At 67.3% G+C, this 23,096-nt stretch carries 17 protein-coding genes; 6 read left to right on the forward strand and 11 right to left on the reverse strand.

The genetic code is table 11. From position 1 onward, the window contains the following. Nucleotides 1–35 precede the first annotated feature (35 nt). From QFZ33_RS18710 to QFZ33_RS18720, 3 genes are all read left to right on the forward strand, one after another. A complete protein-coding gene (locus QFZ33_RS18710; protein WP_307029898.1) occupies nucleotides 36–1,538 on the forward strand; it encodes a family 4 glycosyl hydrolase in 1,503 nt (500 codons plus the stop codon). A 185-nt stretch (nucleotides 1,539–1,723) separates the two neighbouring features. After that, nucleotides 1,724–3,001 (forward strand): D-inositol-3-phosphate glycosyltransferase, encoded by a 1,278-nt coding sequence (gene mshA / locus QFZ33_RS18715; RefSeq protein ID WP_307029900.1) that lies wholly within the window; start codon nucleotides 1,724–1,726, stop codon nucleotides 2,999–3,001. A gap of 21 nt (nucleotides 3,002–3,022) precedes the next feature. Continuing rightward, nucleotides 3,023–4,735, forward strand: coding sequence for a formate--tetrahydrofolate ligase (locus tag QFZ33_RS18720; protein ID WP_307029901.1), 1,713 nt, complete (start codon nucleotides 3,023–3,025; stop codon nucleotides 4,733–4,735). Between the two features lie 103 nt (nucleotides 4,736–4,838). Here the strand turns inward: QFZ33_RS18720 and QFZ33_RS18725 are convergent, their stop codons facing one another. Further along, nucleotides 4,839–5,798, reverse strand: coding sequence for a hypothetical protein (locus QFZ33_RS18725; RefSeq protein ID WP_307029902.1), 960 nt, complete (start codon nucleotides 5,796–5,798; stop codon nucleotides 4,839–4,841). Nucleotides 5,799–5,991: 193 nt separating this feature from the next. Beyond that, nucleotides 5,992–6,525, reverse strand: a complete 534-nt coding sequence (locus QFZ33_RS18730) for a DUF2306 domain-containing protein (RefSeq protein WP_307029904.1) — start codon at nucleotides 6,523–6,525, stop codon at nucleotides 5,992–5,994. A 98-nt stretch (nucleotides 6,526–6,623) separates the two neighbouring features. Here QFZ33_RS18730 and QFZ33_RS18735 point away from each other — a divergent pair, with 98 nt between their 5' ends. Continuing rightward, on the forward strand, nucleotides 6,624–7,247 hold the full coding sequence (locus QFZ33_RS18735) for a MerR family transcriptional regulator (RefSeq protein WP_307029906.1): 624 nt from the start codon (nucleotides 6,624–6,626) through the stop codon (nucleotides 7,245–7,247). 104 nt (nucleotides 7,248–7,351) lie between these two features. Here QFZ33_RS18735 and QFZ33_RS18740 read toward each other — a convergent pair whose 3' ends face one another. The 9 genes from QFZ33_RS18740 to QFZ33_RS18780 all read right to left on the reverse strand — a co-directional run bounded on the left by QFZ33_RS18740 (nucleotide 7,352) and on the right by QFZ33_RS18780 (nucleotide 20,979). Further along, nucleotides 7,352–8,437: an inositol-3-phosphate synthase gene (locus tag QFZ33_RS18740; RefSeq protein WP_307029908.1), complete on the reverse strand. Its 1,086-nt coding sequence runs from the start codon at nucleotides 8,435–8,437 to the stop codon at nucleotides 7,352–7,354. 166 nt (nucleotides 8,438–8,603) lie between these two features. After that, nucleotides 8,604–9,644: an L-glyceraldehyde 3-phosphate reductase gene (gene mgrA, locus QFZ33_RS18745; RefSeq protein ID WP_307029910.1), complete on the reverse strand. Its 1,041-nt coding sequence runs from the start codon at nucleotides 9,642–9,644 to the stop codon at nucleotides 8,604–8,606. A 96-nt stretch (nucleotides 9,645–9,740) separates the two neighbouring features. Then, complete coding sequence (gene treZ, locus QFZ33_RS18750) at nucleotides 9,741–11,549, reverse strand: malto-oligosyltrehalose trehalohydrolase (RefSeq protein WP_307029912.1); 1,809 nt, start codon at nucleotides 11,547–11,549, stop codon at nucleotides 9,741–9,743. After that, nucleotides 11,546–13,873, reverse strand: a complete 2,328-nt coding sequence (gene treY, locus QFZ33_RS18755) for a malto-oligosyltrehalose synthase (RefSeq protein WP_307029914.1) — start codon at nucleotides 13,871–13,873, stop codon at nucleotides 11,546–11,548. Before treY ends, treZ begins: the two co-directional genes overlap by 4 nt. Further along, nucleotides 13,870–16,272 carry a glycogen debranching protein GlgX gene (glgX, locus tag QFZ33_RS18760; RefSeq protein WP_307029916.1) on the reverse strand — a complete coding sequence of 801 codons (2,403 nt, stop codon included), beginning with the start codon at nucleotides 16,270–16,272 and terminating at the stop codon, nucleotides 13,870–13,872. The genes treY and glgX overlap by 4 nt, the downstream gene beginning before the upstream one ends. Nucleotides 16,273–16,383: 111 nt before the next feature. Then, nucleotides 16,384–17,913 (reverse strand): NAD(P)H-hydrate epimerase, encoded by a 1,530-nt coding sequence (locus QFZ33_RS18765; protein WP_307029918.1) that lies wholly within the window; start codon nucleotides 17,911–17,913, stop codon nucleotides 16,384–16,386. Nucleotides 17,914–17,933: 20 nt separating this feature from the next. Then, nucleotides 17,934–18,281 (reverse strand): holo-ACP synthase, encoded by a 348-nt coding sequence (locus QFZ33_RS18770; RefSeq protein WP_066277757.1) that lies wholly within the window; start codon nucleotides 18,279–18,281, stop codon nucleotides 17,934–17,936. 4 nt (nucleotides 18,282–18,285) lie between these two features. Next, the gene (glmS, locus tag QFZ33_RS18775; RefSeq protein WP_307029920.1) at nucleotides 18,286–20,178 is read right to left on the reverse strand and encodes a glutamine--fructose-6-phosphate transaminase (isomerizing); all 1,893 of its coding nucleotides are present in this window, start codon (nucleotides 20,176–20,178) and stop codon (nucleotides 18,286–18,288) included. Between the two features lie 159 nt (nucleotides 20,179–20,337). Next, nucleotides 20,338–20,979, reverse strand: coding sequence for a signal peptidase I (locus QFZ33_RS18780; protein WP_307029922.1), 642 nt, complete (start codon nucleotides 20,977–20,979; stop codon nucleotides 20,338–20,340). Nucleotides 20,980–21,125: 146 nt separating this feature from the next. Between QFZ33_RS18780 and coaA the strand changes: the two genes are divergently transcribed. Next, on the forward strand, nucleotides 21,126–22,091 hold the full coding sequence (gene coaA / locus QFZ33_RS18785) for a type I pantothenate kinase (RefSeq protein ID WP_214852239.1): 966 nt from the start codon (nucleotides 21,126–21,128) through the stop codon (nucleotides 22,089–22,091). 5 nt (nucleotides 22,092–22,096) lie between these two features. Then, nucleotides 22,097–23,092, forward strand: a complete 996-nt coding sequence (locus QFZ33_RS18790) for a M15 family metallopeptidase (RefSeq protein WP_307029924.1) — start codon at nucleotides 22,097–22,099, stop codon at nucleotides 23,090–23,092. Nucleotides 23,093–23,096: the final 4 nt, after the last annotated feature.

The following is a 23,096-nucleotide window of genomic DNA, read 5'->3' on the forward strand; positions in this document are numbered from 1 at the left end:
GCCACGTTGCTGGCAGCAGCGCATAGACTCCTGCCATGCGGCTCATGATCGCCGGCGGCGGCGGATTCCGGGTTCCCCTTGTTTACCGTGCCCTGTGTTCCGGGCCCTACGCCGGACTGGTCAGCGAGGTGGTGCTGTTCGACGTCGACGGCGGCCGGCTGACCGCCATCGAGGCCGTACTGCGGTCCATGCCTTCGAAGGTGAGCGGCGCGCCAAGCGGAAGATCCGCCGTCGGACATTCCGCCTGCCGTCCACCTGCGGTGACGTCCACGACGTCCCTTTCCCAAGCCCTCAACGGGACGGACATCGTGTTCGCCGCCATCCGCCCGGGTGGCACGTCCGGCAGGGTTGCCGACGAAAGGGTGGCCCAAAACCTCGGGCTGCTGGGGCAGGAAACCACCGGCGCCGGCGGAATCTCCTACGCGCTGCGATCCATCCCGGCCATGCTGGAGCTGGCCGCGAACATGCGGAAGCACTGCCCGGACGCCTGGCTGATCAACTTCACCAACCCGGCCGGGATGGTCACCGAGGCGCTGGTTCCCGTGCTGGGCCGAAAGGCGATCGGCATCTGCGATTCCGCCAGCGCCCTGGTCCACCGCGCCGCCCGGGCGGCCGGGGTGCCGCTGCCGGCGGGAAGGCTCGACGGCGTGGGCTACTACGGGCTGAACCATCTCGGCTGGCTGTACCGGCTGGAGAGCGGCGGCCGGGATGTCCTCCCCGGCCTGCTGGCCGACGCGGATGCCCTGTCCGGCTTCGAGGAGGGCAGGCTGTTTCCGCAGCCGTTCCTGCGCGATCTGGGACTGCTGCCGAACGAGTACCTGTTCTACTACTACGAGGCGGCGCGGGCGGCGGCGGGCATGCGGGCCATGGCCAGGACCCGCGGTGAGTCGATCCACGGCCAGCAGGCGGAGCTGTATCCGCGGCTGGCCACCGCCGGCGGCGAAGCGTACGGCTTGTGGGAGGCCGCGCGGCGGTCGCGCGAGGAGGGGTATCTCGCCGAGGCCAGGACCGGCGGTGAGGCGCGGAACCCCGAGGACCTTGCCGGCGGCGGTTACGAGCAGGTGGCGCTGGCGGTGATGCGGGCGCTGGGCGGGGGTGCCGGCGTCGATGGCGCGGGTGCTGGGGCGGGTGCCGGGCCTGGTGCCGGTGCCGGCGCTGGCAACATTGTGGCCGGCGCCGCCGAGCTGATCCTCAATACACCGAACTCCGCTGGACAAGTTCTCGCCGGAGCGGGCGGCTCCCAAGCCGCTATTCCCGGCCTGCCGGCGGACGCCGTCGTCGAAGTTCCCTGCACGGTCACACCGGAGGGGGCAGTGCCCATACCGCAGGCCAGGCCCGCCGAACCGCAACTCGGCCTTCTGCAGGAGGTCAAGAAAGTGGAGCTGCTGACTGTGCGTGCGGCTTCTACTGGCGACCGCGATGCGGCGCTGGAAGCCTTCGCCGAACATCCGCTGGTCGGCTCGGCGGTGCTGGCCAACGCGCTGCTCACCGGCTACGAAGGCGCGTTTCCGGAGTTGCCCCGGTTGTGGCGCCGCTGAACGCGCCAACGGGCGGCGTTGAGGGGCCGGACCGTTTTAGCAGGGCCGTGCTACATCCGCCCGCCGCCCTGGTTGGCGTGTGAAACACCACGCTGGCAGCACTTGAACCCCCACCGTGGCCGGGACTGTTCAGGAGTAGTGTTTTATCCGATGCAGTTCCAGCAGTACGGAGAGGAAGGAGGCGCATGTCCGTGGTCAAGCGGGTGGCTTTCCTGTCGCTGCACACCTCCCCCATGGAACAGCCCGGATCCGGGGACGCCGGCGGCATGAACGTCTACATCCGCGGCCTCGCCTCCGCCCTGGCTGAAACCGGCATCGAAGTGGAAATCTTCACCCGCTCCACCTCCGCCGGGCAGCCCGCCGTCGAACATCCCGACCCCGGCGTCTGCGTGCACAACGTCCTGGCCGGACCGCCCCGCAAACTCCCCAAAGAAGAACTCCCCGAACTGCTGCACAGCATGGTCGCCGAAATCGAACGCATCCGCGCCCAGCAGCCCCACGGCCGCTACGACCTTATCCACTCCCACTATTGGGTCTCCGGAATCGCCGGCATCGAACTCTCCGGCCTGTGGAACGTCCCGCTCGTGCACACCATGCACACCATGGCCAAAGTCAAGAACCTCCTCCTGCACTCCGGCGAACAACCCGAACCCCGCCGCCGCGAAGACGGCGAACACCGCATCGTCGACGGCGCCACCCGCCTGATCGCCAACACCACCGCCGAAGCCGCCGAACTCGTCTCCCACTACGGCGCCGACTTCGACCACATCGACGTCGCACCCCCCGGCGTCGACCTCTCCGTCTTCACCCCCGCGTTCCGGACCCGTTCCCGGACCGAACACGGCATCGCACCCGGCACCTTCCACCTGCTGTTCGCCGGCCGCATCCAACGACTCAAAGGCCCGCAGATCCTACTCAAGGCCGCCGCCCTGCTCCGCCAACGCCGCCCCGACATCGACCTCAAACTCACCATCCTCGGCGCACTCAGCGGCGCCAAGGACTTCAACCTCAAAAGCCTCGTCAGCGCCGCCGGACTGGACGACGCCGTCACCCACCACCCGCCGGTCGGCGCAGCGGAACTCGCCGCCTGGTACCGGGCAGCCGACGTCGTCGTCATGCCCTCCTACAGCGAATCCTTCGGCCTCGTGGCGCTGGAAGCCCAGGCCTGCGGCACCCCCGTGGTCGCCACGCGCGTCGGCGGACTCGCCCGCGCCGTCAGCCACGGCCGCACCGGCCTTTTGGTAGACGGCCACCGGGCCGCCGACTGGGCCGACGCCCTCGAAGCCCTCCACGACGACCCTGCCACCCGCCACAACATGGGCACCGCCGCCGCCATCCACGCGGCAAACTCCGGGTGGCAACGCACCGCCGCCATCACCCTCGACAGCTACCACGCCGCCGTCGACGAATTTGCTTCCAGCCACCCCATGGCCGCCGCCTACGGGTCATGGCTCACAGGCTAAACACATTCGGAAAGGACGACGATGTCTGACAGCACTCCCCCGAGCGATACCGGCCAGAGCAGCGCTCCACTGAGCGACCTGGACATTGCCCGCAGGGCAGTGCTCCGGCCGATCGAGGAAATCGCCGCGGCCGCCGGCATCGATGCCGGGGCCGTGGAGTTCTATGGCCGCTTCAAAGCCAAGATCGACCCCGCGAAGCTGTCAGCCCCGGCGCCCGCCGGAAAAGTAGTCCTGGTTTCGGCGATGTCGCCAACGCCCGCCGGAGAAGGAAAATCAACCACGACGGTGGGACTCGCGGATTCGCTTGCGCGGGCGGGCCACAAGGTGATGGTCGCGCTGCGGGAGCCCTCGCTCGGTCCCATCCTCGGCATGAAAGGCGGGGCCACGGGCGGCGGGCTGTCCCAGGTGCTGCCCATGGACGAGATCAACCTGCACTTCACCGGCGACTTCCATGCCGTCACATCTGCCAACAATGCCCTCATGGCCCTCGTGGACAACCACATCTACCAGGGCAATGAACTGAACATCGACCCGCGGCGCATGACATTCAAGCGGGTCCTGGACATGAACGACCGTTCCCTCCGCGAGGTGGTCATCGGACTCGGCGGCCCCACCCAGGGCGTCCCGCGCCAGGACGGCTTCGACATCACCGTCGCATCCGAGATCATGGCGGTCTTTTGCCTCGCCACGGACGTGGCCGACCTGCGGGACAGACTGGGCCGCATCACCTTCGGCTACACCCACGACCGGGCTCCGGTTACCGTGGCGGACCTGGGCGTGCAGGGCGCGCTGACGCTGCTGCTGAAGGAAGCGATCAAGCCGAACCTCGTCCAGACCATCGCCGGCACCCCCGCACTGGTCCATGGCGGGCCGTTCGCGAACATCGCCCACGGGTGCAACTCGCTGATTGCCACGCAGACCGCCCGCAGGCTGGCCGACATCGTGGTGACGGAGGCGGGATTCGGGGCCGACCTGGGGGCGGAGAAGTTTATGGACATCAAGGCGCGGATCGCGGATGTGGCGCCGGCCGCCGTCGTGGTGGTGGCGACCATTCGGGCACTCAAGATGCAGGGCGGGGTGCCCAAGGACCGGCTGGGCGAGCCGAACGTAGAGGCCGTGGCAGCAGGTGTGGTGAACCTGCGCCGGCATGTCCGGAATGTGGAGCGGTTCGGCGTGACGCCGGTGGTGGCGGTCAACAAGTTCCCCTCCGATACCCAGGAGGAGCTCGACTGGCTGCTCGGCTGGTGCGCCGGCGAGGGCATCCAGGCGGCGGTGGCGGATATCTGGGGACGGGGCGGGGGCGGCGACGGCGGCGATGAGCTGGCTGCCAAGGTCGCCGCTGCGGTGTACGGACCGTCGTCGTTCCGGCATCTCTACCCGCTGGACATCTCCGTGGAGGACAAGATCCGCACCATCGTCCAGGAAATCTACGGCGCCGACGGAGTCGACTTTTCGGTGCCTGCCCTGCGCCGCCTGGCGGATATCGAGAAGAACGGCTGGTCCGGGCTGCCGGTCTGCATGGCCAAGACGCAATACTCTTTCACCGACGACGCCTCGCGACTGGGGGCGCCCAAGGGCTTCACCATCCACGTCCGCGACCTCATCCCCAAGACCGGCGCCGGCTTCATCGTGGCCCTGACCGGAGCGGTGATGACCATGCCGGGCCTTCCGGCCATTCCGGCGGCCATGCGGATGGACGTGGACGACGACGGCAATCCGGTCGGCCTCTTCTAAACCCTTCCTCACCTTCGTCGCCCCAACCCAGACGCTTCCTCACGTCCCGTCGCTTCAACCCCAACGCTTCCTCAGGTCCCGTCGCTTCAACCCCAACCCCTCCTCAGACGAGATCGGCAAATCCGGACGCCTGAGGATGGTCCAGCTGGCTCTTACGCATTCCACGCTTGATCTGGCGGATGGCCTGCTCGAAGCCGTCAGCCAAATCCTTCTTGCCAAACACAACAACGGTCCACCCGGCAGCCTCGAATGCTTTGTCACGCCGCTTGTCGCTGAAGATTTGGGGCTCGAGAAGGTGGTGGTCGCCGTCGTACTGTAGGGCCAGCCGCCGATGCCTGTAGCCGAGGTCGGCAGTCGGCCCGAGGGTCTTGTCCTCTCGCAGTGGCACCTGCAGCTGAGGCTCCGGAAGGCCTGCGTCCTCCATCGCGAGGCGGAGTAGCGACTCGGGCGCAGAATCCGCTCCGACGCGCATCCGCTCGATCGCGGCACGCGCCCGGACCACTCCCTGAAGATTCGGATGGCGGGCGACGAGGGAACGCAGTCCCTCAAGCGTGTCGAACGGCTCGGTGCGGTCTTCGAATGCCGCTCTGGGAACGCGAATCAGTTCATCGCCCATGCAGACCAGCTCGCTCTCCGACAGCCGTCTCGCCATATCGAGCCAGGTGCGGGACCTGCTGCTGATGCGGATGCCGTCGACGATTTCGACCTCGCCTTCCGCTGCCAAAACCGAGTGCCCAATCACACCTCTTCGCCGCACCTCCGGCAGGGAATGGGGTTTGCTCAAGTGCAACTCGGTCGAATCTGCCAGCCATGCCGGCAGGATTTGGCTTCGAATCCGGGCCGCCGTGACATGCGAGATCCAGGCGCCGGGCGAAGCCGCAGAAAGTGCCCGGGCCGCCTCCTCAAGCTCGAAGCTCCAGGTCGTCGGGCGGTACAGTTCACGACTTACATGCACGACGTCGGCCCTGCGCAGTCTGTTAGGTGGAACTCCGGACGCTTTCGCGGATCCCAGCGCGAACGGGGCAGACACCAGACTGACAGGAAGATCGGTGCGTGATTGCATACGGCATTGTCGCTCGAAGTCGACCGGACCCGCAGAAGTTATCCACAGGCAGGGTTTTGCGCTAACCGCAGCTGAGGAAGCGTTCGGTCCAAGCGACGAAAGGTGATGAAGGGTTCGGCTTGAAGCGACGGAAGCTGAGGAAGCGTTTGGGTTGAAGCGACGAAAAGTGAGGGGGCGTATGACCGTCCGGGTTTTACTTAGAACCCGCTGCGGTCCCTGCTGGGGACACAGCCGCCGTCAGCCGCTCTGCAGTCCGCATCGTGCCAGGGCGACGGCCCTCGCCGCGCCGGAGCGAAATGAAGACGACGGCGACGCTGAGCGCCACCAGCGCGGCAACGTACAGGGCGGTCGGCAGATCCTCGGTCAAGAGGCGAGGAATGGCACGCCCCGGAACCGCAATGGCGAAGCCGAACGCCACAGCGATGCCGATGTAGCTGCCGATCATGTTTCCCCTATGCGCCGGGATGTTGCGGCGCACCGCACTGATCAGCCCAAGGGTGACCGTCACGATGGTGAACGCGGACAGCCCGTGAAGCCAGCTGAAATGCCCGTCACTGACGATCCAGAAACTGCTGAAGCAGACGTAGTACATGGCCGCGACCCACAGGTGTCCCATGGTGCGGTGGATGCGGTCCCGGCGGCGGCGAAGGATCTGAAACGGACCAATAGCGAGGACAAAAAGGGCGGCAATGACGTGGCTGGCAAGCAGTACATTCCAAGGCTCCATGCCTCTAGGATAGGAGCACTATCCAGTGGTGTAAATCAAGATAGCCCGCGCGGCAGCAGCTATCTAAGAGGCTGCCATCCGCCGAGGAAGGAGCAAGCATGCAGCTGAAGGAGCTCAGCGAGCGGACCGGAGTCTCCCCTGCCAGCATCAAGTTCTACCTCCGCGAGGGCCTGTTGCCCGCGGGCCGCTCGATCCACGCCACCCGGGCGGAGTATTCAGAGCATCACGTGAGCCGGCTGGAACTGATCCAGGCGCTGCGGCGCGTGGTCGGACTGAATATCGCCGAGATCGGCTCCCTGCTCAGAATGGCCGACGGCGGTGCACCCCGCCTTGATCTTTTGGCGGCGGTCCAGCGCACAGTGCTGGGCCTCGACGACGTGAGTACGGAGCGCGGCGACCTGCGCACCCCGGCGGGTGACGCCGTCGTGCGTTTCCGGAACTGGCCGGACGTCCCGAGCGACGCCAGAAACGCCCTCAATGCCCAACTGGTCCTGATGGAAAGCCTCGGCGTACCTGTCACGGCCGAGCTGCTCGACGCGTACAGCCAAGCGGTGGACGCCATTGCCGCAGTCAATATTTTGGCCACAACCGCGCCGGAAGACATCAATCAGCTGATCATGACGGCGGCCGTCGGCATGCATCTGCATGGCCAATTGGTCCTGAAGCTGCTGGCCCTCGCACATGCGAGCCACGCGATTCGGCGCTACGACAAGGACGCTTAAACAGCGATGCTCCCCCACAAGTGAGGGAGCATCGCGTGAAAACCTGCAGGACCTGAGGAAGCGTCGGGTTGAAACCTGCAGGACCTGAGGAAGGGTACGGGGGGTTAGCGGTCGAGGTCGCCGCGGATGAAGGCCTCGACCTTGTCGCGGGCGAGGTCGTCGTTGAACTGCTCCGGCGGGGACTTCATGAAGTAGCTCGAGGCCGACAGCAGCGGGCCGCCGATGCCGCGGTCCAGGCCGATCTTCGCCGCACGGATCGCGTCGATGATCACGCCCGCGGAGTTCGGCGAGTCCCAGACCTCCAGCTTGTACTCCAGCGACACCGGGGCGTCGCCGAAGTTGCGGCCCTCCAGGCGCACGAAGGCCCACTTCCGGTCATCGAGCCACTGCACGTAGTCGGACGGGCCGATGTGGACATCCTTCGCAGCCAGCTCGGCCTCGACGTTGGAGGTCACCGCCTGGGTCTTGGAGATCTTCTTGGACTCGAGCCGGTCCCGCTCCAGCATGTTCTTGAAGTCCATGTTGCCGCCCACGTTCAGCTGGTACGTGCGATCCAGCGTCACGCCGCGGTCCTCGAACAGCTTCGCCATGACGCGGTGCGTGATGGTGGCACCGATCTGGCTCTTGATGTCATCACCCACGATCGGCACACCCGCGGCGGTGAACTTGTCAGCCCACTCCTTGGTGCCCGCGAGGAACACCGGCAGGGCGTTCACGAACGCCACGCCGGCGTCGATGGCGCACTGGGCGTAGAACTCCGCGGCTTCCTGTGACCCGACCGGCAGGTAGCAGACCATGACGTCAGCCTGGGCGTCCTTGAGCGCCTGGACCACGTCGACCGGCTCGGCCGGGGACTGCTCGATGGTCTCCAGGTAATACCGGCCCAACCCATCCAGGGTGTGCCCACGCTGGACCGTCACGCCGCTGGGCGGAACGTCTGCGAGCTTGATGGTGTTGTTTTCGCTGGCCAGGATCGCATCGGCCAGGTCGACGCCGACCTTCTTGCCGTCCACATCGAACGCGGCCACGAACTGCACATCGTTGACGTGGTACTTGCCGAACTCCACGTGCATCAGACCCGGAATCGTGGCCTGAGGGTCGGCATCCCGGTAGTAATGGACACCCTGGACCAGCGAAGCGGCACAGTTACCCACGCCGACGATAGCAACACGAATCGGATTTGAAGACACGGAACTCCTTTGAGAACAAACTTCATGTGCCCTGCGCGTCCGTACCATGCTGTACGAAGGCGTCTGACGGGCACCGCGCCACGCGGCGCGCTTATCAGTCTAACCAAACGCCGCCGGGGCCGGCTTTGTTCCCGCCGGTCCCAGCAGCTTGGTTACGTACACCTGCTCAGACCCGCTGCGCCCAAAGGTTGATTTCGGATTCGACGGCGAACTCATCGATCGCGGTCAGCTCCTCGCCGCTGAACTCAAGGTTGTCGATGGCGGCCAGGGTGTCCTCGAGCTGCCTGACGCTGGACGCCCCGACGAGAGCGGAGGTCACCGGGGAGCCCTTGGGCTGGTCGCGCAGAATCCAGGCGATGGCCATCTGCGCCAGCGATTGTCCGCGGTCAGCGGCGATGGCGTTCAGCCCGCGGACCCGGTCCAGTTTGTCCTCCGTCAACGAAGATTCGGACAGGAACCTGGCCTTGGCGGCGCGGGAGTCGGCCGGGACGCCGTTGAGGTAGCGGTCGGTGAGCATACCCTGGGCCAGCGGGGAGAACGCGATGGAGCCGGCACCCACCTGCTCCAGCGCCTCGTAGAGGTTCGGCGAGCCGTTCTCGGTCCAGCGGTTCAGCATGGAGTAGCTGGGCTGGTGGATGAGCAGCGGGGTGCCGAGCTCCTTCAGAATGCGGGCGGCCTCGAGTGTCTGCTCCGGGGTGTAGGAGGAGATGCCCGCGTACAGGGCCTTGCCGGAGCGCACGGCGTAATCCAGCGCGCCCATGGTCTCCTCCAGCGGCGTCTCCGGGTCCGGGCGGTGGCTGTAAAAGATGTCCACGTAGTCAAGGCCCATCCGCTGCAGCGACTGGTCCAGGCTGGAGATCAGGTACTTCCGGGAGCCCCATTGGCCGTACGGGCCGGGCCACATGTAGTAACCGGCTTTGGTGGAGATGACCAGCTCGTCGCGGTAAGGCTTGAAGTCGTCCTGCAGGTGCCGGCCAAAGTTGGTCTCCGCGGAGCCGTCGGGCGGGCCGTAGTTGTTGGCGAGGTCGAAGTGGTTGACGCCGAGGTCGAAGGCGCGGCGCAGGATAGCGCGCTGTTCGTCGAAGCGCTTGTCGTCACCGAAGTTGTGCCACAGGCCCAGCGAGATCGCCGGCAGTTTCAGGCCGCTGCGTCCGACGCGGCGGTACGGCATGGTGTCATAGCGGGTGTCCGAGGCCACATAAGTCATATGTTCTATCCTGCCAGCCGCACCAAGGCTGCGGGGCTGGCGTCCACCATTCGGTCACCGGCGGTGGACGCCAACCCTGGCTAGTGTGGCCGGAGCTCAGTCACTGACGACGGCGGCGCTGAGCGGGCCGAGCTCCGCGCGCCCACTTTCCAGCCGGACGGCGTCGTCGGTGGCCAGCAGCAGGGCCGTCCCCGCACCTTGCAGGCTTACCGGCTGCTCCGAGAAGTTGAGCAGCACCTGCACGCCGCCGCGCCGGAACCGCAGCCAGCGGGCGTCCTCGTCGAACTCCACCTGCGTGTCCTCAAAGCCCAGCTTGGTGAGGTCCGGCGTGGAGCGGCGCAGCGCGGTGAGCGAACGGTACAGCTCCAGCAGCCGGGCGTGGTCGCCTTCGGCGGCCTCCGCCCAGTCCAGCTTGGACCGGCGGAAAGTCTCGGGATCCTGGGGATCGGGCACGACGGCGGGATCCCACCCCATGCGCTCGAACTCCTTGATCCGGCCTTCCGCGGTGGCCTTGCCGAGTTCCGGCTCCGGATGGGAGGTGAAGAACTGCCACGGCGTGCTGGCCCCGTACTCCTCGCCCATGAACAGCATGGGCGTGAAGGGCCCGGTCAGGGTCAGCACCGCGGCGAGCGCCAGGCTCCCGTACGGCAGGGTCTGCGAGAGCCTGTCCCCGGTGGCGCGGTTGCCGATCTGGTCGTGGTTCTGCGAGCAGACCACCAGGGCGGCGGGGTGGACGGCGCTGGAATTGATCGGCCTGCCGTGGTGCCGTTCCCGGAAGCTGGAGTAGCTGCCGTCGTGGAAGAAGCCGTCCCGGAGCACCTTGGCGAGGGCGCCGAGCGAGTCGAAGTCGCTGTAGTAGCCCGTGGTCTCACCGGTGACGTTGACGTGGACGGCGTGGTGGAAGTCGTCGCTCCATTGCCCTTCCAGCCCGTACCCGTTGACGTCCCGCGGATACAGCAGCCGCGGGTTGTTGAGGTCGGATTCGGCAATGAGTGTCAGCGGCCGTCCCACCTCGGCGGAGATCTGGCTGGCCAGCGCCCCGAAATCCTCCAGGATGTGGACCGCGCGCTCGTCCTTCAGGGCGTGGACGGCGTCCAGCCGCAGGCCGTCAACGCGGTAGTCGCGCAGCCACATGGCCAGGTTGTCCAGGATGAACCGGCGAACGTGGTCGGAGCCGGGCCCGTCCAGGTTCACGGAGTCGCCCCACGTGTTGCCCTCGCCCTGCTTGAGGTAGGGCCCGAACCGCGGCAGGTAGTTCCCGCTGGGGCCGAGGTGGTTGTAGACCACGTCCTGGATGACGCCGAGACCTGCCGCGTGGGCGGCGTCGACGAACCGTTGGTACGCTTCCGGTCCGCCGTACGCCTCGTGGACGGCGAACCACTGCACGCCGTCGTAGCCCCAGTTGTGCGTGCCGTTGAACGCGTTCACGGGCAGCAGCTCGATGAAGTCCACGCCCAGGCCGGCGAGGTAGTCCAGCTTGCCGGCTGCCGCATCCAGCGTCCCTTCGGGCGTGAACGTACCGAGGTGCAGCTCGTAGATCACCGCCCCCTGCAGTTCCCGGCCCTGCCAGCCGTCCTCCTGCCAGGTGTGCGCGGCGGGGTCGAAGGTGCGCGACAGGGCGTGGACGCCGTCGGGCTGGCGCCGGGTCCTGGGGTCTGGCAGCGGGGTTTCGTCGCCGTCCAAGAGGTACCCGTAGTCGACGTCACCGTCAGCGGGTGCGTCGGCGGCGGTCCACCAGCCCTCGTTCTCGGGTCCTGTGCCGGGCCGGCGCTGCATGGCGTAGCGCTCCCCGCCGGCCAGCAGCGTCACGGATCCGGCCTCCGGTGCCCAGACGTCGAAACGCTCCGGGCCCTGCACAGGCTTCGCGGCTTCGCGGGGGTAGGTTGCCTGGCCTGTCTGCGTCATCGCTCTTCTCCTGTCTCGGGTACCAGCAGCGCCACCGGGTAAGTCCGGAAGATGTCAGTGATCTCCACGGCCCCCGGTCCGAAGCCGGCACCGGTCAGTTCGTCCTTCATGGCGGTCTCCAGTTCGACGGCGGTGTCCCGCCAGCCGCCGTCACGTTCCAGTCCGTAGGGAAGCCGGGTTGCGAGGGTCATCGCACCCGGCGCTGCCGCGGTGCCGCGGTGGAACGCGAGCAGGTGCCCGGCGGCGGGGCCGCTGGCCTGGACCGGGCGGTAGCCGGTGAACAGCTCGGGCCGGTCCCGGCGCAGCCGCAGCGCCCGCGAGGTCACCAGCAACTTGGTCCGCTCGTCTGTGAATGACGGGGGCAGGTCGCCGGCATCAAGCTGCTCCAGCGCGGCGCGGCGGTCGTCGAAACTGAACGGGCGCCGGTTGTCCGGGTCTGTCAGCGACCGGTCCCAGAACTCCGTGCCCTGGTACACGTCCGGGACGCCGGGCATGGTGAGCTGCACAAGCTTGGCTGCCAGGGAATTCGAGGCGCCGTGGGGTTCCAGGAATTCCACGAGCGACTCGACTTCAGCCCGGACCGCAGGGTTGTCGAACGCGGCATCGACGGCGGCGGCCAGCTTCTCCTCGAACGCAGGGTCCGGATCGGTCCAGTTGGTCGAGTTTCCGGCTTCGCGCGCGGCCTTCAGCGCGTAGTACTGCAGGCGCTCCCGGCTGGCGGGCCAGGCACCGGCGATGGCCTGCCATAGCAGCGCGGACAGCGGGCCGTCCGGCAGCGGAGCCAGCTCGCGCAACCGGGTCAGGGCTTTCTCCCATTCGCCGGCAACCTCGGAGATGACCGAGATCCGCGCCCGGGTGTCCTCGCTGCGTTTGGTGTCGTGCGTGCTGAGCGTGGTCATGGACAGCGGCAGCTCCGCCTGCCGGCGGGCCATCCTGGCATGGAACTCGTCAGGCTCCACGGCGAACTCGGTGGGGTCGGCGCCCACTTCCGTGAGGGTGCCCAGGCGGTTGTAGCGGAAGAACGCGGTGTCCTCCACGCCCTTGGCCATGACCATTCCGGAGGTCTGCTGGAAGCGCCGGGCAAGTTCCAGGTCGGTGTCCAGCAGCAGCGGCTGCAAAAGCTGGACGGCCTCGTCGAGTTCCGGCCGCCGGCGCGCGGCAAGCTCGCAGGCTTCCTTCAGGATCTCCGCTCCCTCCGGCAGGTACGTGCGGTAGACCGGGAAGGCGGCTATGATTTCGCCGATCGCGTCGGCCGCGGTGTCAATCGAAACGCCTGCGTCATCGGGAACCAGTCGGGCCAGCCGCAGGATCTCCGAGTGGAGGATGCCGTCGGTGATCCGGCGCTTGGTTCCGCGGATCATGTCCTCGTAGTCGGCAGGCTCGCCGCCGCGCAGCGAGGCATCCAGCCGGTCCAGAGCTGGCTGCCCGCTAGGGTCCACGAGAACCCGGTCGACGTCTGCGAGGGCGTCGTAGCCCGTGGTGCCCTCGCATTCGAAGCTGGCGGGCAACTGCTCCCCCGGCTCGAGGATCTTTTCGACCAGCAGGTAGGCGCCGCCAGTGGCTTCCCGGAGCCGCTTCAGGTACCCCTCGGGGTCGGCAAGGCCGTCCGGGTGGTCGATCCGGAGGCCGTCCGCGAGCCCCTCGCGGAACCAGCGCACCACCTCCTGGTGTGCCTCGTCGAAGACGGCGGGAATCTCCACGCGGACGCCGGCGAGCGTGTTCACCGCGAAGAAGCGGCGGTAGTTCAGCTCGTTGTCCGCGCGCCGCCAGCCCATCAGTTCGTAGTGCTGCCGGGCGTGGACGTCGCGCGGGGAGTCGCCTTCGGTGTAGCTGCCGTCGGCCAGCGGGAAGCGGTGGTCGTAGTACCGCAGCTCCCCGTCCTTGATTTCGAGCTGGTCCAGGTCATCGTCGCTGCCGAGGATCGGGAGCCGGATGCGCCCCCCGCCAAGGTTCCAGTCGACGTCGAACGCTTCCGCGTACCGGGACTGGCGCCCCTCTTTGAGCAGCGACCACCACCAGGGGTTCTGCACCGGCGTAGCGACGCCGACGTGGTTGGGCACAATGTCGATCAGCACCCCCATGCCGGCGGCGCGGGCCGCCTTCGAAACGGCGGCCAGGCCCTCCGGGCCGCCCCGTTCGGGGTCGACTGCGGAGGGATCGGTGACGTCGTACCCGTGGTCAGAGCCCTGCTCGGCGGTCAGGACCGGAGAGAGGTAGACCCAGTCGACGCCGAGCGAGTGCAGGTACGGCACGGTTTCGGCGGCGTCGAACAGCGTGAATCCCTGTCTGATCTGAAGCCTGTACGTGGAGACTGGCGTTTTCATGCGCCCTCTCCTGCCGGCTTGCCCGCCTTGGAATTCCCGTTCCGCCGACCGGCAGGCTTTCGTACCGGTTTCTCCGCCGGCTGCTCCTCCGCGGCCTTCGCAGGCTCAGCAGCGGGCTCAGCAGCGGGCTCCGCGGCAGGCTCAGCCGCAGACCCTGCAGGCGGATCAGCCGGCTTCTTCGTCTTTGCCGGCTCGGGAAGAGCGGGTGCGGTGAGCGTCGCGGTCTCAGTGGTGGCCGTCTGGGTCAGCGCCGCCAGCGAGGCAGCAACGGAATGGTCTGGCTCCTCCTCCGGGGCGCTGTGGGCGCGGAGCACCACCAGGGACTTCGCGGCGACGGACAGCAGGCTGCCCGCGGTGGCCGGCTGAGAGTCCGCGCCTTCACCCGCTGTGTCGATGATGACGTCCCAGGCCGGTGCATACTCGTCCGGCGGCAGCGTGAACTCAACGTCGCCGTCGTGCGCGTTGAAGTACAGCAGGAAGTTCACGTCCGTGATCCGGCGGCCACGGCTGTCGTGGCCCTGGATGCCGTCGCCGTTGAGGAACATTCCCACGGAACGGCCGAAGCCGCTGTCCCAGTCCTCCGGCGACATGAGGTTGCCGTCGGGATCCAGCCATACGATGTCCGGCAGCCGCTCGCCTTCTCCCCGCCGTACGGGCCGGCCGTCGAAGAACCGGCTGCGCCGGAAGGTGGGGTGCTTGGCACGGAGTGAGTTGACGGCCGCCGTGAATTCGATGAGCGGCTGGTCCACGCTGTCCCAGTTGACCCAGGTCAGCTCGGAGTCCTGGCAGTACCCGTTGTTGTTGCCCTGCTGCGTCCGGCCCATCTCGTCGCCGTGCAGGATCATGGGCACGCCCTGCGAGAGGAGCATGGTGGCGATAAAGTTACGCTGCTGCCGCGCCCTGAGCCCCAGGACCTTGGGATCGTCCGACGGGCCCTCCGCTCCACAGTTCCAGGAGCGGTTGTGCGACTCGCCGTCCTTATTGTCCTCGCCGTTGGCGTCGTTGTGCTTCTCGTTGTAGGACACCAGGTCACGCAGCGTGAAGCCGTCGTGCGCGGTGACGAAGTTAATGGACGCCACGGGGCGGCGGCCGGAGTGCTCGTAGAGATCCGCCGAGCCGGTGATGCGCGAGGCGAACTCGCCGAGCGTGGCAGGTTCACCGCGCCAGAAGTCGCGCACGGTGTCGCGGTACTTGCCGTTCCATTCCGTCCACTGCGGCGGGAAGTTGCCCACCTGGTAGCCACCGGGCCCGACGTCCCACGGCTCGGCGATGAGCTTGACCTGGGACACCACTGGATCCTGCTGGATGAGTTCGAAGAACGTGGAGAGCCGGTCGACGTCGTAAAACTCGCGGGCCAAAGCGGCGGCGAGGTCAAAGCGGAACCCGTCCACGTGCATCTCGGTGACCCAGTAGCGCAGCGAGTCCATGAGCAGCTGCAGGGAGTGCGGCTGGCGGACGTTCAGGGTGTTGCCGGTGCCCGTGTAGTCCATGTAGTACTGCTTGTCGTCCTCCACCAGGCGGTAGTAGGCCTCGTTGTCGATGCCCTTGAAGCTCAGGGTGGGGCCGAGGTGGTTGCCTTCGGCGGTGTGGTTGTAGACGACGTCGAGGATGACCTCAATGCCGGCCCGGTGCAGCGAACGGACCATCGCCTTGAAGTCCTGGACCTGCTGGCCGGTGTCGCCGGTGGAGCTGTAGGTGTTCTGCGGCGCGAAGAAGCCGATGGTGTTGTAGCCCCAGTAGTTGCTCAGGCCCTTCTCCTGCAGCGTGCCGTCGTTGACGAACTGGTGCACGGGCATGAGCTCGATCGCGGTGACGCCCAGCTTCTGCAGGTGGGAGATCACGGCCGGGTGTGCCACGCCGGCATACGTGCCTCGCTGCTCCTCGGGAATCTCCGGGTGCAGCTCGGTGAGCCCCCTGACGTGCGCCTCGTAGATGACCGACTTGTGGTACGGGATGCGCAGGTTCTGGTCGTTGTCCCAGTCGAAGAACGGGTTGATGACCACGCCCATCATCATGTGCGGCGCGGAATCGGCGTCGTTCTTGGATGAAGGGTCGCCCATGTTGTACGAGAACAGGGCGGGATCCCAGTCAATCTGGCCGGCGACTGCCTTGGCGTACGGGTCAAGGAGCAGCTTGTTGGCGTTGAAGCGCTGCCCGTTGTCGGGGTCGTAAGGACCGTGGACGCGGTAGCCGTACTTCTGCCCTGGCTGGATCTGGGGCAGGTAGCAGTGCCACACATAGCCGTCCACCTCGCGGAGCGTGACCCGGGTTTCGGTCCCCTCGTCGTCGAAGAGGCAGAGTTCCACCTTTTCTGCGTGCTCGCTGAACAATGCAAAGTTGGTTCCGGTACCGTCAAACGTGGCTCCCAGCGGGTAAGCCGATCCGGGCCAGATTTCCATTCGTGCTCCTATACCTCGTCCAACACTCTGTCCAACAGGTCTTCACGCACTACCTGCACGGAACTTGGTCTTACCGTAGCGGGTGGATATGACAATTACGTGACCCACACGCTAATTACTAAGCATGCTGACTTTACCCCATATTTCGGGTAGCGCGTCACAAATCCGCCCCGCTGTCAGCGGGCCGCCGGCTGCAGCCGCCGCTCCGGACAGTCCGTGCAGGCTTGCCCCCATGGCGGCAATGGCCGCCCAGCGTTCGTCTGGATCGATTCCCAGCCCCCGGAAGCGCCCGACGTCGGACCCCACCTGGGCGAGCAACGCACCGATGATTCCGGCCAGCACATCACCGCTTCCGGCGGTGGCCAGCCAGGGCGTTCCTTCGGACTGGCTGTAAAAATCCTGGTACGGCGACGCCACCAGCGTGCTGGCGCCCTTCAGGAGCACGGTGGCCTCAGTCAGGCCGGCGGCGCGGCGCACAGCGGCGAGGGTGGAGGCTTCGACAGCCTCGCGGTCCATGTCGGCGCCGAGGCGCTGCAGCAGGGTGGCCAGCTCACCGGCGTGCGGCGTCAGGACAACCTGCGGGGCCAGCACGTCCGGCAGGACAGGCAAGGCACCGGCGTCGGCCACGGTGGGCAGGCCGGAGTCGACGGCGTCGCGCACGCGCTGCATCTCTTCCTCGTCCTTGCCGTCCATGCCGGAGCCGACCAGCCAGGCCTGGACGTGGGTTTCTGCCACGGTGCCGGTGCTGCAGACCACCTCGGGGCAGCTGTGGCGGATGAGGTCGGAGACCTCCGGCGGCCCGACGTAGCGGACCATTCCGACGCCGGCGGAGAGCGCCCCGCGGCAGGCGAGCACGGCGGCGCCGGGGTAGGCCGGGGAACCCGCCACCACCCCGAGGACGCCGCGCGAATATTTGTGGGCGCGCCGCGCGGGCCCTGGGAGCAAGACGGCCAGGTCGGCGGCTTCCAGGCGGCGCAGGGCGGGCCACGGGAGCGACTCCTCGATCCCGATCTGGACCACCTCTACCCGGCCGGCAAAATCCGCTCCCGGGTCCGCCAGCAGACCCGCTTTGGCCCCGCCGAAGCTAACGGTGATGTCGGCGGGCAGCACGGGGCCGGCGGCCTCGCCCGTGTCCGCATCCACTCCGCTGGGCACGTCGCACGCCACCACGAGGCCGTGGGTGCCACCGGCAAGCTGGGACACGAGCTCCGCCGTTTCTCCCCGGAGTCCGCCCTGGGCGCCGGTTCCGAGCAGGGCGTCAATAACGACGTCGGCCCTGCCGGCCATCGCTGCCAGCTCGCCGGCGTTCGCGTCAGTCAGCGCCAGCACCCGGCCGCCGGCGCGCCGAAAGGCGGCCAGACCGTCGGGATGGGCGGTGGCGGAGGCGAGCACCGCCGTCGTCCGCATTCCCCGTCCGGCAAGGTGCGCGGCGGCGATGAGGCCGTCGCCGCCGTTGTTGCCCTTGCCGGCCAGGACAACAACGCTGGAGCCGTACAGGCGGCGGCCGAGGCTGCGCAGTTCCGCGATGGCGGCGCCGGCCATGCCGCGGGCCGCCCGCTGCATGAGAACAGCGCCCATACCTGAATCCAGCAGGGGCTTTTCAGCCTCCCTGATCTGGGTTCCGGTATAGGCGCTGATCATTTTGGTCAGTCGGTCCGGGATCAGCCCTCGGCCAGGACGGTGGCCGTGGCAATGCCGCCGTCGTGGCTCATGGACAGGTGCCACCGTTTGACGCCCTTGGCTTCGGCCACGGCGAGCACCGTTCCCTTGACCTGGACAGTCGGTCCGTTCTGGTCCAGCCCGATCCAGCAGTCCTGCCAGTTCATGCCGGCCGGCGCGCCCAGGACCTTCGCCACAGCCTCCTTGGCGGCAAACCGCGCCGCCAAGGAGCGGGTGTTCAGCTCCCGTTCGGCCGGCACAAACAGCCGGTCCCGGAGTCCGGGGGTGCGCTCCAGCTGCCGTCCGAAGCGCTCGATGTCCACTACGTCTACGCCGATGCCAACAATCATGGGCTTACTCTACTGTGACGCTCTTGGCCAGGTTGCGCGGCTGGTCCACGTCGTAGCCCTTCGCGGCGGCAAGTTCGCACGCGAAGATCTGCAGCGGCACGGTGGTCAGCAGCGGCATGAGCAGCGTCGGGGTTTCCGGGACGTAGAAGACGTGCTCGGCGTAGTCCCGGACCGCTTCGTCGCCTTCCTCGGCGATCACCAGGGTGCGGGCACCGCGGGCCCGGATCTCCTGGATGTTGGACACCACCTTGGAGTGCAGCGAATCGCGGCCGCGAGGGGACGGGACCACCACGAACACAGGCTGGCCTTCGTCGATCAGCGCGATCGGGCCGTGCTTGAGCTCACCGGCGGCGAAGCCCTCGGCATGGAGGTACGCGATTTCCTTCAGCTTCAGCGCACCCTCGAGCGCCACCGGGTAGCCCACGTGGCGGCCCAGGAACAGCACGGACTTCTCGTCCTTCATGCTGCGGGCCAGCTCGCGCAGTTCCTCGGCGGAGTCCAGGATCTTCTGGATCTTCGCCGGGATCTTGCCCAGGTCGGCCAGCACATCTTTGACCTGCCCGGAGAAGATGTTCCCGCGCAGCTGCGCCAGGTACAGGCCCAGCAGGTACGCCGCGGTGATCTGGGCCAGGAACGCCTTGGTGGAGGCCACCGCGATCTCCGGGCCGGCGTGCGTGTACAGCACGGCGTCGGACTCACGTGGAATGGTGGAACCGTTGGTGTTGCAGATGGACACCGTCTTGGCGCCCTGCTCGCGGGCGTACCGCACAGCCATCAGCGTGTCCATCGTTTCACCGGACTGGCTGATGGACACCACCAGAGTGTTCTCGGTGACGATCGGGTCGCGGTAACGGAACTCGTGCGCGAGCTCCACCTCGGTGGGGATCCGGCACCAGTTCTCGATCGCGTACTTGGCCACCATGCCCGCGTACGCGGCCGTGCCGCAGGCCAGCACTATGATCTTGTCGACCTTCTTCAGCAGCTGCGGATCAATCCGCAGCTCATCCAGGGTCAGCCGGCCGTTCAGGTCCGAGCGCCCCAGCAGGGTCTGCGCCACGGCGTCGGGCTGGTCGTGGATTTCCTTCTCCATGAAGGAGGTGAAGCCGCCCTTCTCGGCCGAGGCCGGGTCCCAGTCAACGTGGTACTCCTTGCCCTGCGCCGGGGCGCCGAAGAAGTCCGTGATCTCCACCGTGTCAGCGGTGATCGTCACGATCTGGTCCTGGCCCAGCTCCACCGCACGGCGGGTGTAGTCAATAAACCCGGACACGTCCGAACCCAGGAAGTTCTCGCCCTCGCCCAGGCCCACCACCAGCGGGGAGTTCCGACGTGCAGCCACGACGACGTCAGGCTGGTCAGCGTGCACCGCGAGGAGCGTGAACGCGCCCTCAAGCCGCTGGCAGGCCAGCTCCATGGCCTTGGTCAGGCCGCCGTCGGAGCCGTCGCCGCCCAGCTTGTTCCGGAAAATGTCGCCCAGCAGCGCCGCAGCCACCTCGGTGTCCGTCTCCGATGCGAAGACAACACCCTTGGCCAGCAGCTCCTGCTTCAGCTCAGCAAAGTTTTCAATGATGCCGTTGTGGATCACAGCGAGCTTCCCACCATCAGACAGATGCGGGTGCGCGTTCTGATCCGTCGGGCCACCATGCGTGGCCCACCGCGTGTGCCCGATGCCGGTCAGCGACTCCGGCAGCGGCCGCTCCTCCAGCTCGGCCAGCAGGTTGCTCAGCTTTCCGGACTTCTTCCGCGAGGAAATCTCCCCGTCAGCCACCACAGCGACACCGGCGGAGTCATAACCCCGGTACTCCAGGCGGCGCAGCCCCTCAAGAACAACATCCAACGCACCGTGCCCGGCATCAGCCCGGCCCGACGAACGGCCTACATAACCCACGATTCCACACATGGGTATAAGCCTAACCGGCTTTGCGGAGAACCGACGTCGGATGACATCTCTCCCGGCCGTCCGGAAAAGGCTGCGGCCACGGAGACTTCCACCCTAACCGCCCCTTCATCAGGCACGTAGGACCGGGCTATTTTCGCTACAGCGGTCGCGAGGGGTGCGTCACGGCGAGGGCCGCGCGGCTCCGGCTGCCCGGCGCCTTCGGGCGCTCAGGAACACGAGCAGCGCACACTGGCCGATGAGGGCGGCGGCCGCCATCGTCATCCAGAAGCCGCGGTCCGCGCTGCCGACCGCCTCGGCCACGTACCCGACGATCGGAACCGCATACCAGAGCTTTCCCTTAATCTGGCGGGCACGGACGGGATCGGCGTCGTTGGCGTCGTTATTGTCGCCCTTAGTGATCAGCGTCCGCTCCCCCTCTTGAACGGCGCCAAAGCCCACAATCCGGTGAGTCCTTACTTCGGGACGGCCCGGAGCGGGCTGGTAGGTGACGACGTCGCCGTACTTCAGTTGGCTGAAGGCCACAGGTTTCACTATGAGGAAGGTGCCCGGCGAAAACTTCGGAGCCATGGATTCGGTGTGCACCGTATAGGTGAAAGATCCGGTGGCCTGGGGAACTGCGACGAGGACCAGCGCCGCCAAGGCGATAACCAGGAGCACGCTGAAGTTTGCCCAGCGTCTCGCCGCGGCGAACCGGCGCCTGCGGCGAATCTGCAGGATACGCGTGGCCGCTCCCCCGCCGCGCCTGCCACCGAAGTCGCGGCCCGTCAGCTGGGGCACCTGCTGTGGAACTACCTTCCCCATGTTGGGACCCTTCAAATATGCGTCGGTTCTCCCTCTTCACTGAACGGTCCCGCGGCCGGCTCAGGAATCGGTAACGCATAGGGTCAAGATTCACTCAAGAAAGGCCGCATTTCGCTCTCGGCGCCGGGCGGGGCAGAATCTCTAGGGTGACTTTGCAACGCAATGAAGCGAACGGGGAGGGTGTTTCTCCGTTCGTGGAGCTGGACCGGCAAACCTGGTCCCGGCTTTCCGCCCAGATGGAGCAGCCCCTTAATGAAGAGGACGTGCTGCGCCTTCGCGGCCTCGGTGACCCCCTGGACATCAGCGAGGTGCGCGAGGTCTACCTCCCGCTGTCCCGGTTGTTGCACCTGTACGTGGAAGCCGCCGGCCAGCTGCATGCGGCCACCACCACATTCCTCGGCGAGCAGACGCAGCGCACCCCCTTCGTGATCGGCGTCGCCGGCTCTGTGGCCGTGGGCAAGTCCACCATTGCCCGTGTTCTCCGCGAGATGCTGCGGCGGTGGCCGGGCACTCCGAACGTGGAGCTCATCACCACCGACGGGTTCCTGTATCCGCTGGCCGAACTCAAGCGCCGGCAACTGCTAGACCGCAAGGGTTTCCCGGAGTCCTACGACCGCCGTGCGCTGCTGCGCTTCGTCAGCGAAATCAAGGGCGGCGCCGAGGAAGTCCGGGCACCCTGGTACTCGCATATCACCTACGACATCGTCCCCGGCAAGGAAGTGGTGGTCCGGCGTCCGGACGTCCTCATCGTCGAAGGCCTAAACGTGCTCGCTCCCGCGCGGCCGCGGCACGACGGCCGCCAGGGGCTGGCGGTCAGCGACTTCTTCGACTTTTCCATCTACGTGGATGCCAAGACGTCACATATCGAGGAATGGTACGTGGACCGGTTCCGCAAGCTCCGTTCCACTGCCTTCGCGCAGCCGGAGTCGTACTTCCACCGCTACGCCACGCTTTCGGACTCCGAGGCCGAAGCGACGGCCCGCGACATCTGGAAACGCATCAACGAACCGAACCTGGAAGAGAACGTGCTGCCCACCCGGGGCCGCGCCCAGCTGGTGCTCACCAAGGAAGCGGACCATTCCGTCCGCAGGATGCTGCTGAGAAAGGTCTAGCACGCATGTGTTACAACTGCCCTTCCGAGCCCTCCGCCGAGGCCCGGCCCGGGGATCGGCCCAGCCGCCGCGCGGTGGCGCGGCTGTTGATGGCGGGTGCCGGCCTGTCTGCCCTGGCGGCCTGCACCCCTGCCTCTGCACCGGAAGCTTCGGGAACCACTTCGGCGGCTTCGGGCACGGCGTCCCCGGGCGCTTCCGGTGAGGCCTCTTCTCCGGTCCCGTCCCGGTCTGGATCCACCTCCACCGGCGCCTCTGCAAGGCCCAGCGGCGCGGCTTCCCCAACAGCCTCCGCTTCCGCTGCGTCGTCGGCCAGCGCGTCCGCCACAGCGCCGTCCACAACCGCACCAACCACGACGGCGGCGGCAGCCCCGCCGTCGGCCGCGTCCCGCCTGCCCAAGCAGTACTCACTCACCGCGCCCGCCAGCCCCTGGGTGATCGTCAACAAGCACCGCCCGCTCAAGCCGGCCAGCTACGTCCCGGCCGATCTGGTCCAGCCCCGCGTTGCCCTCGCCGTCACCGGCGAGGCGGCCCAGCTGAACCGTACGACGGCGGCTGCCGCAGAACGGATGTTCGCCGCCGCGGCGGCGGACGGCGTGACCATGACGCTGGCGAGCGGCTACCGCTCCTATGCCACGCAGACCGTCACGTACAACGGCTACGTGAGCTCGCAGGGCCGGGCGGCGGCGGACACAGCCTCGGCTCGGCCGGGCCACTCCGAACACCAGACGGGCTGGGCGTTCGACATCGGCGACGGCGGCGCAGCGTGCAGCTTCCAGCCGTGCTTCGCCGAGCAGCCGGCCGCCGTCTGGGCCAAGGCCAACGCGCACCGCTTCGGCTTCGTGGTGCGCTACCCGTTTATGCAGCACACCACCACCGGGTACTTCTACGAATCGTGGCACCTGCGGTACGTCGGTGCTGAGGCGGCCACGGACATGCGGAAACGCGGCATCGCCACCCTGGAGCAGTATTTCGGCCTGGAGGCCGCCCCCGGCTACCGCTGACGCG

Origin of the sequence: Arthrobacter globiformis (assembly GCF_030815865.1) — a bacterium.
Taxonomy (GTDB): Bacteria; Actinomycetota; Actinomycetes; order Actinomycetales; family Micrococcaceae; genus Arthrobacter; species Arthrobacter globiformis_B.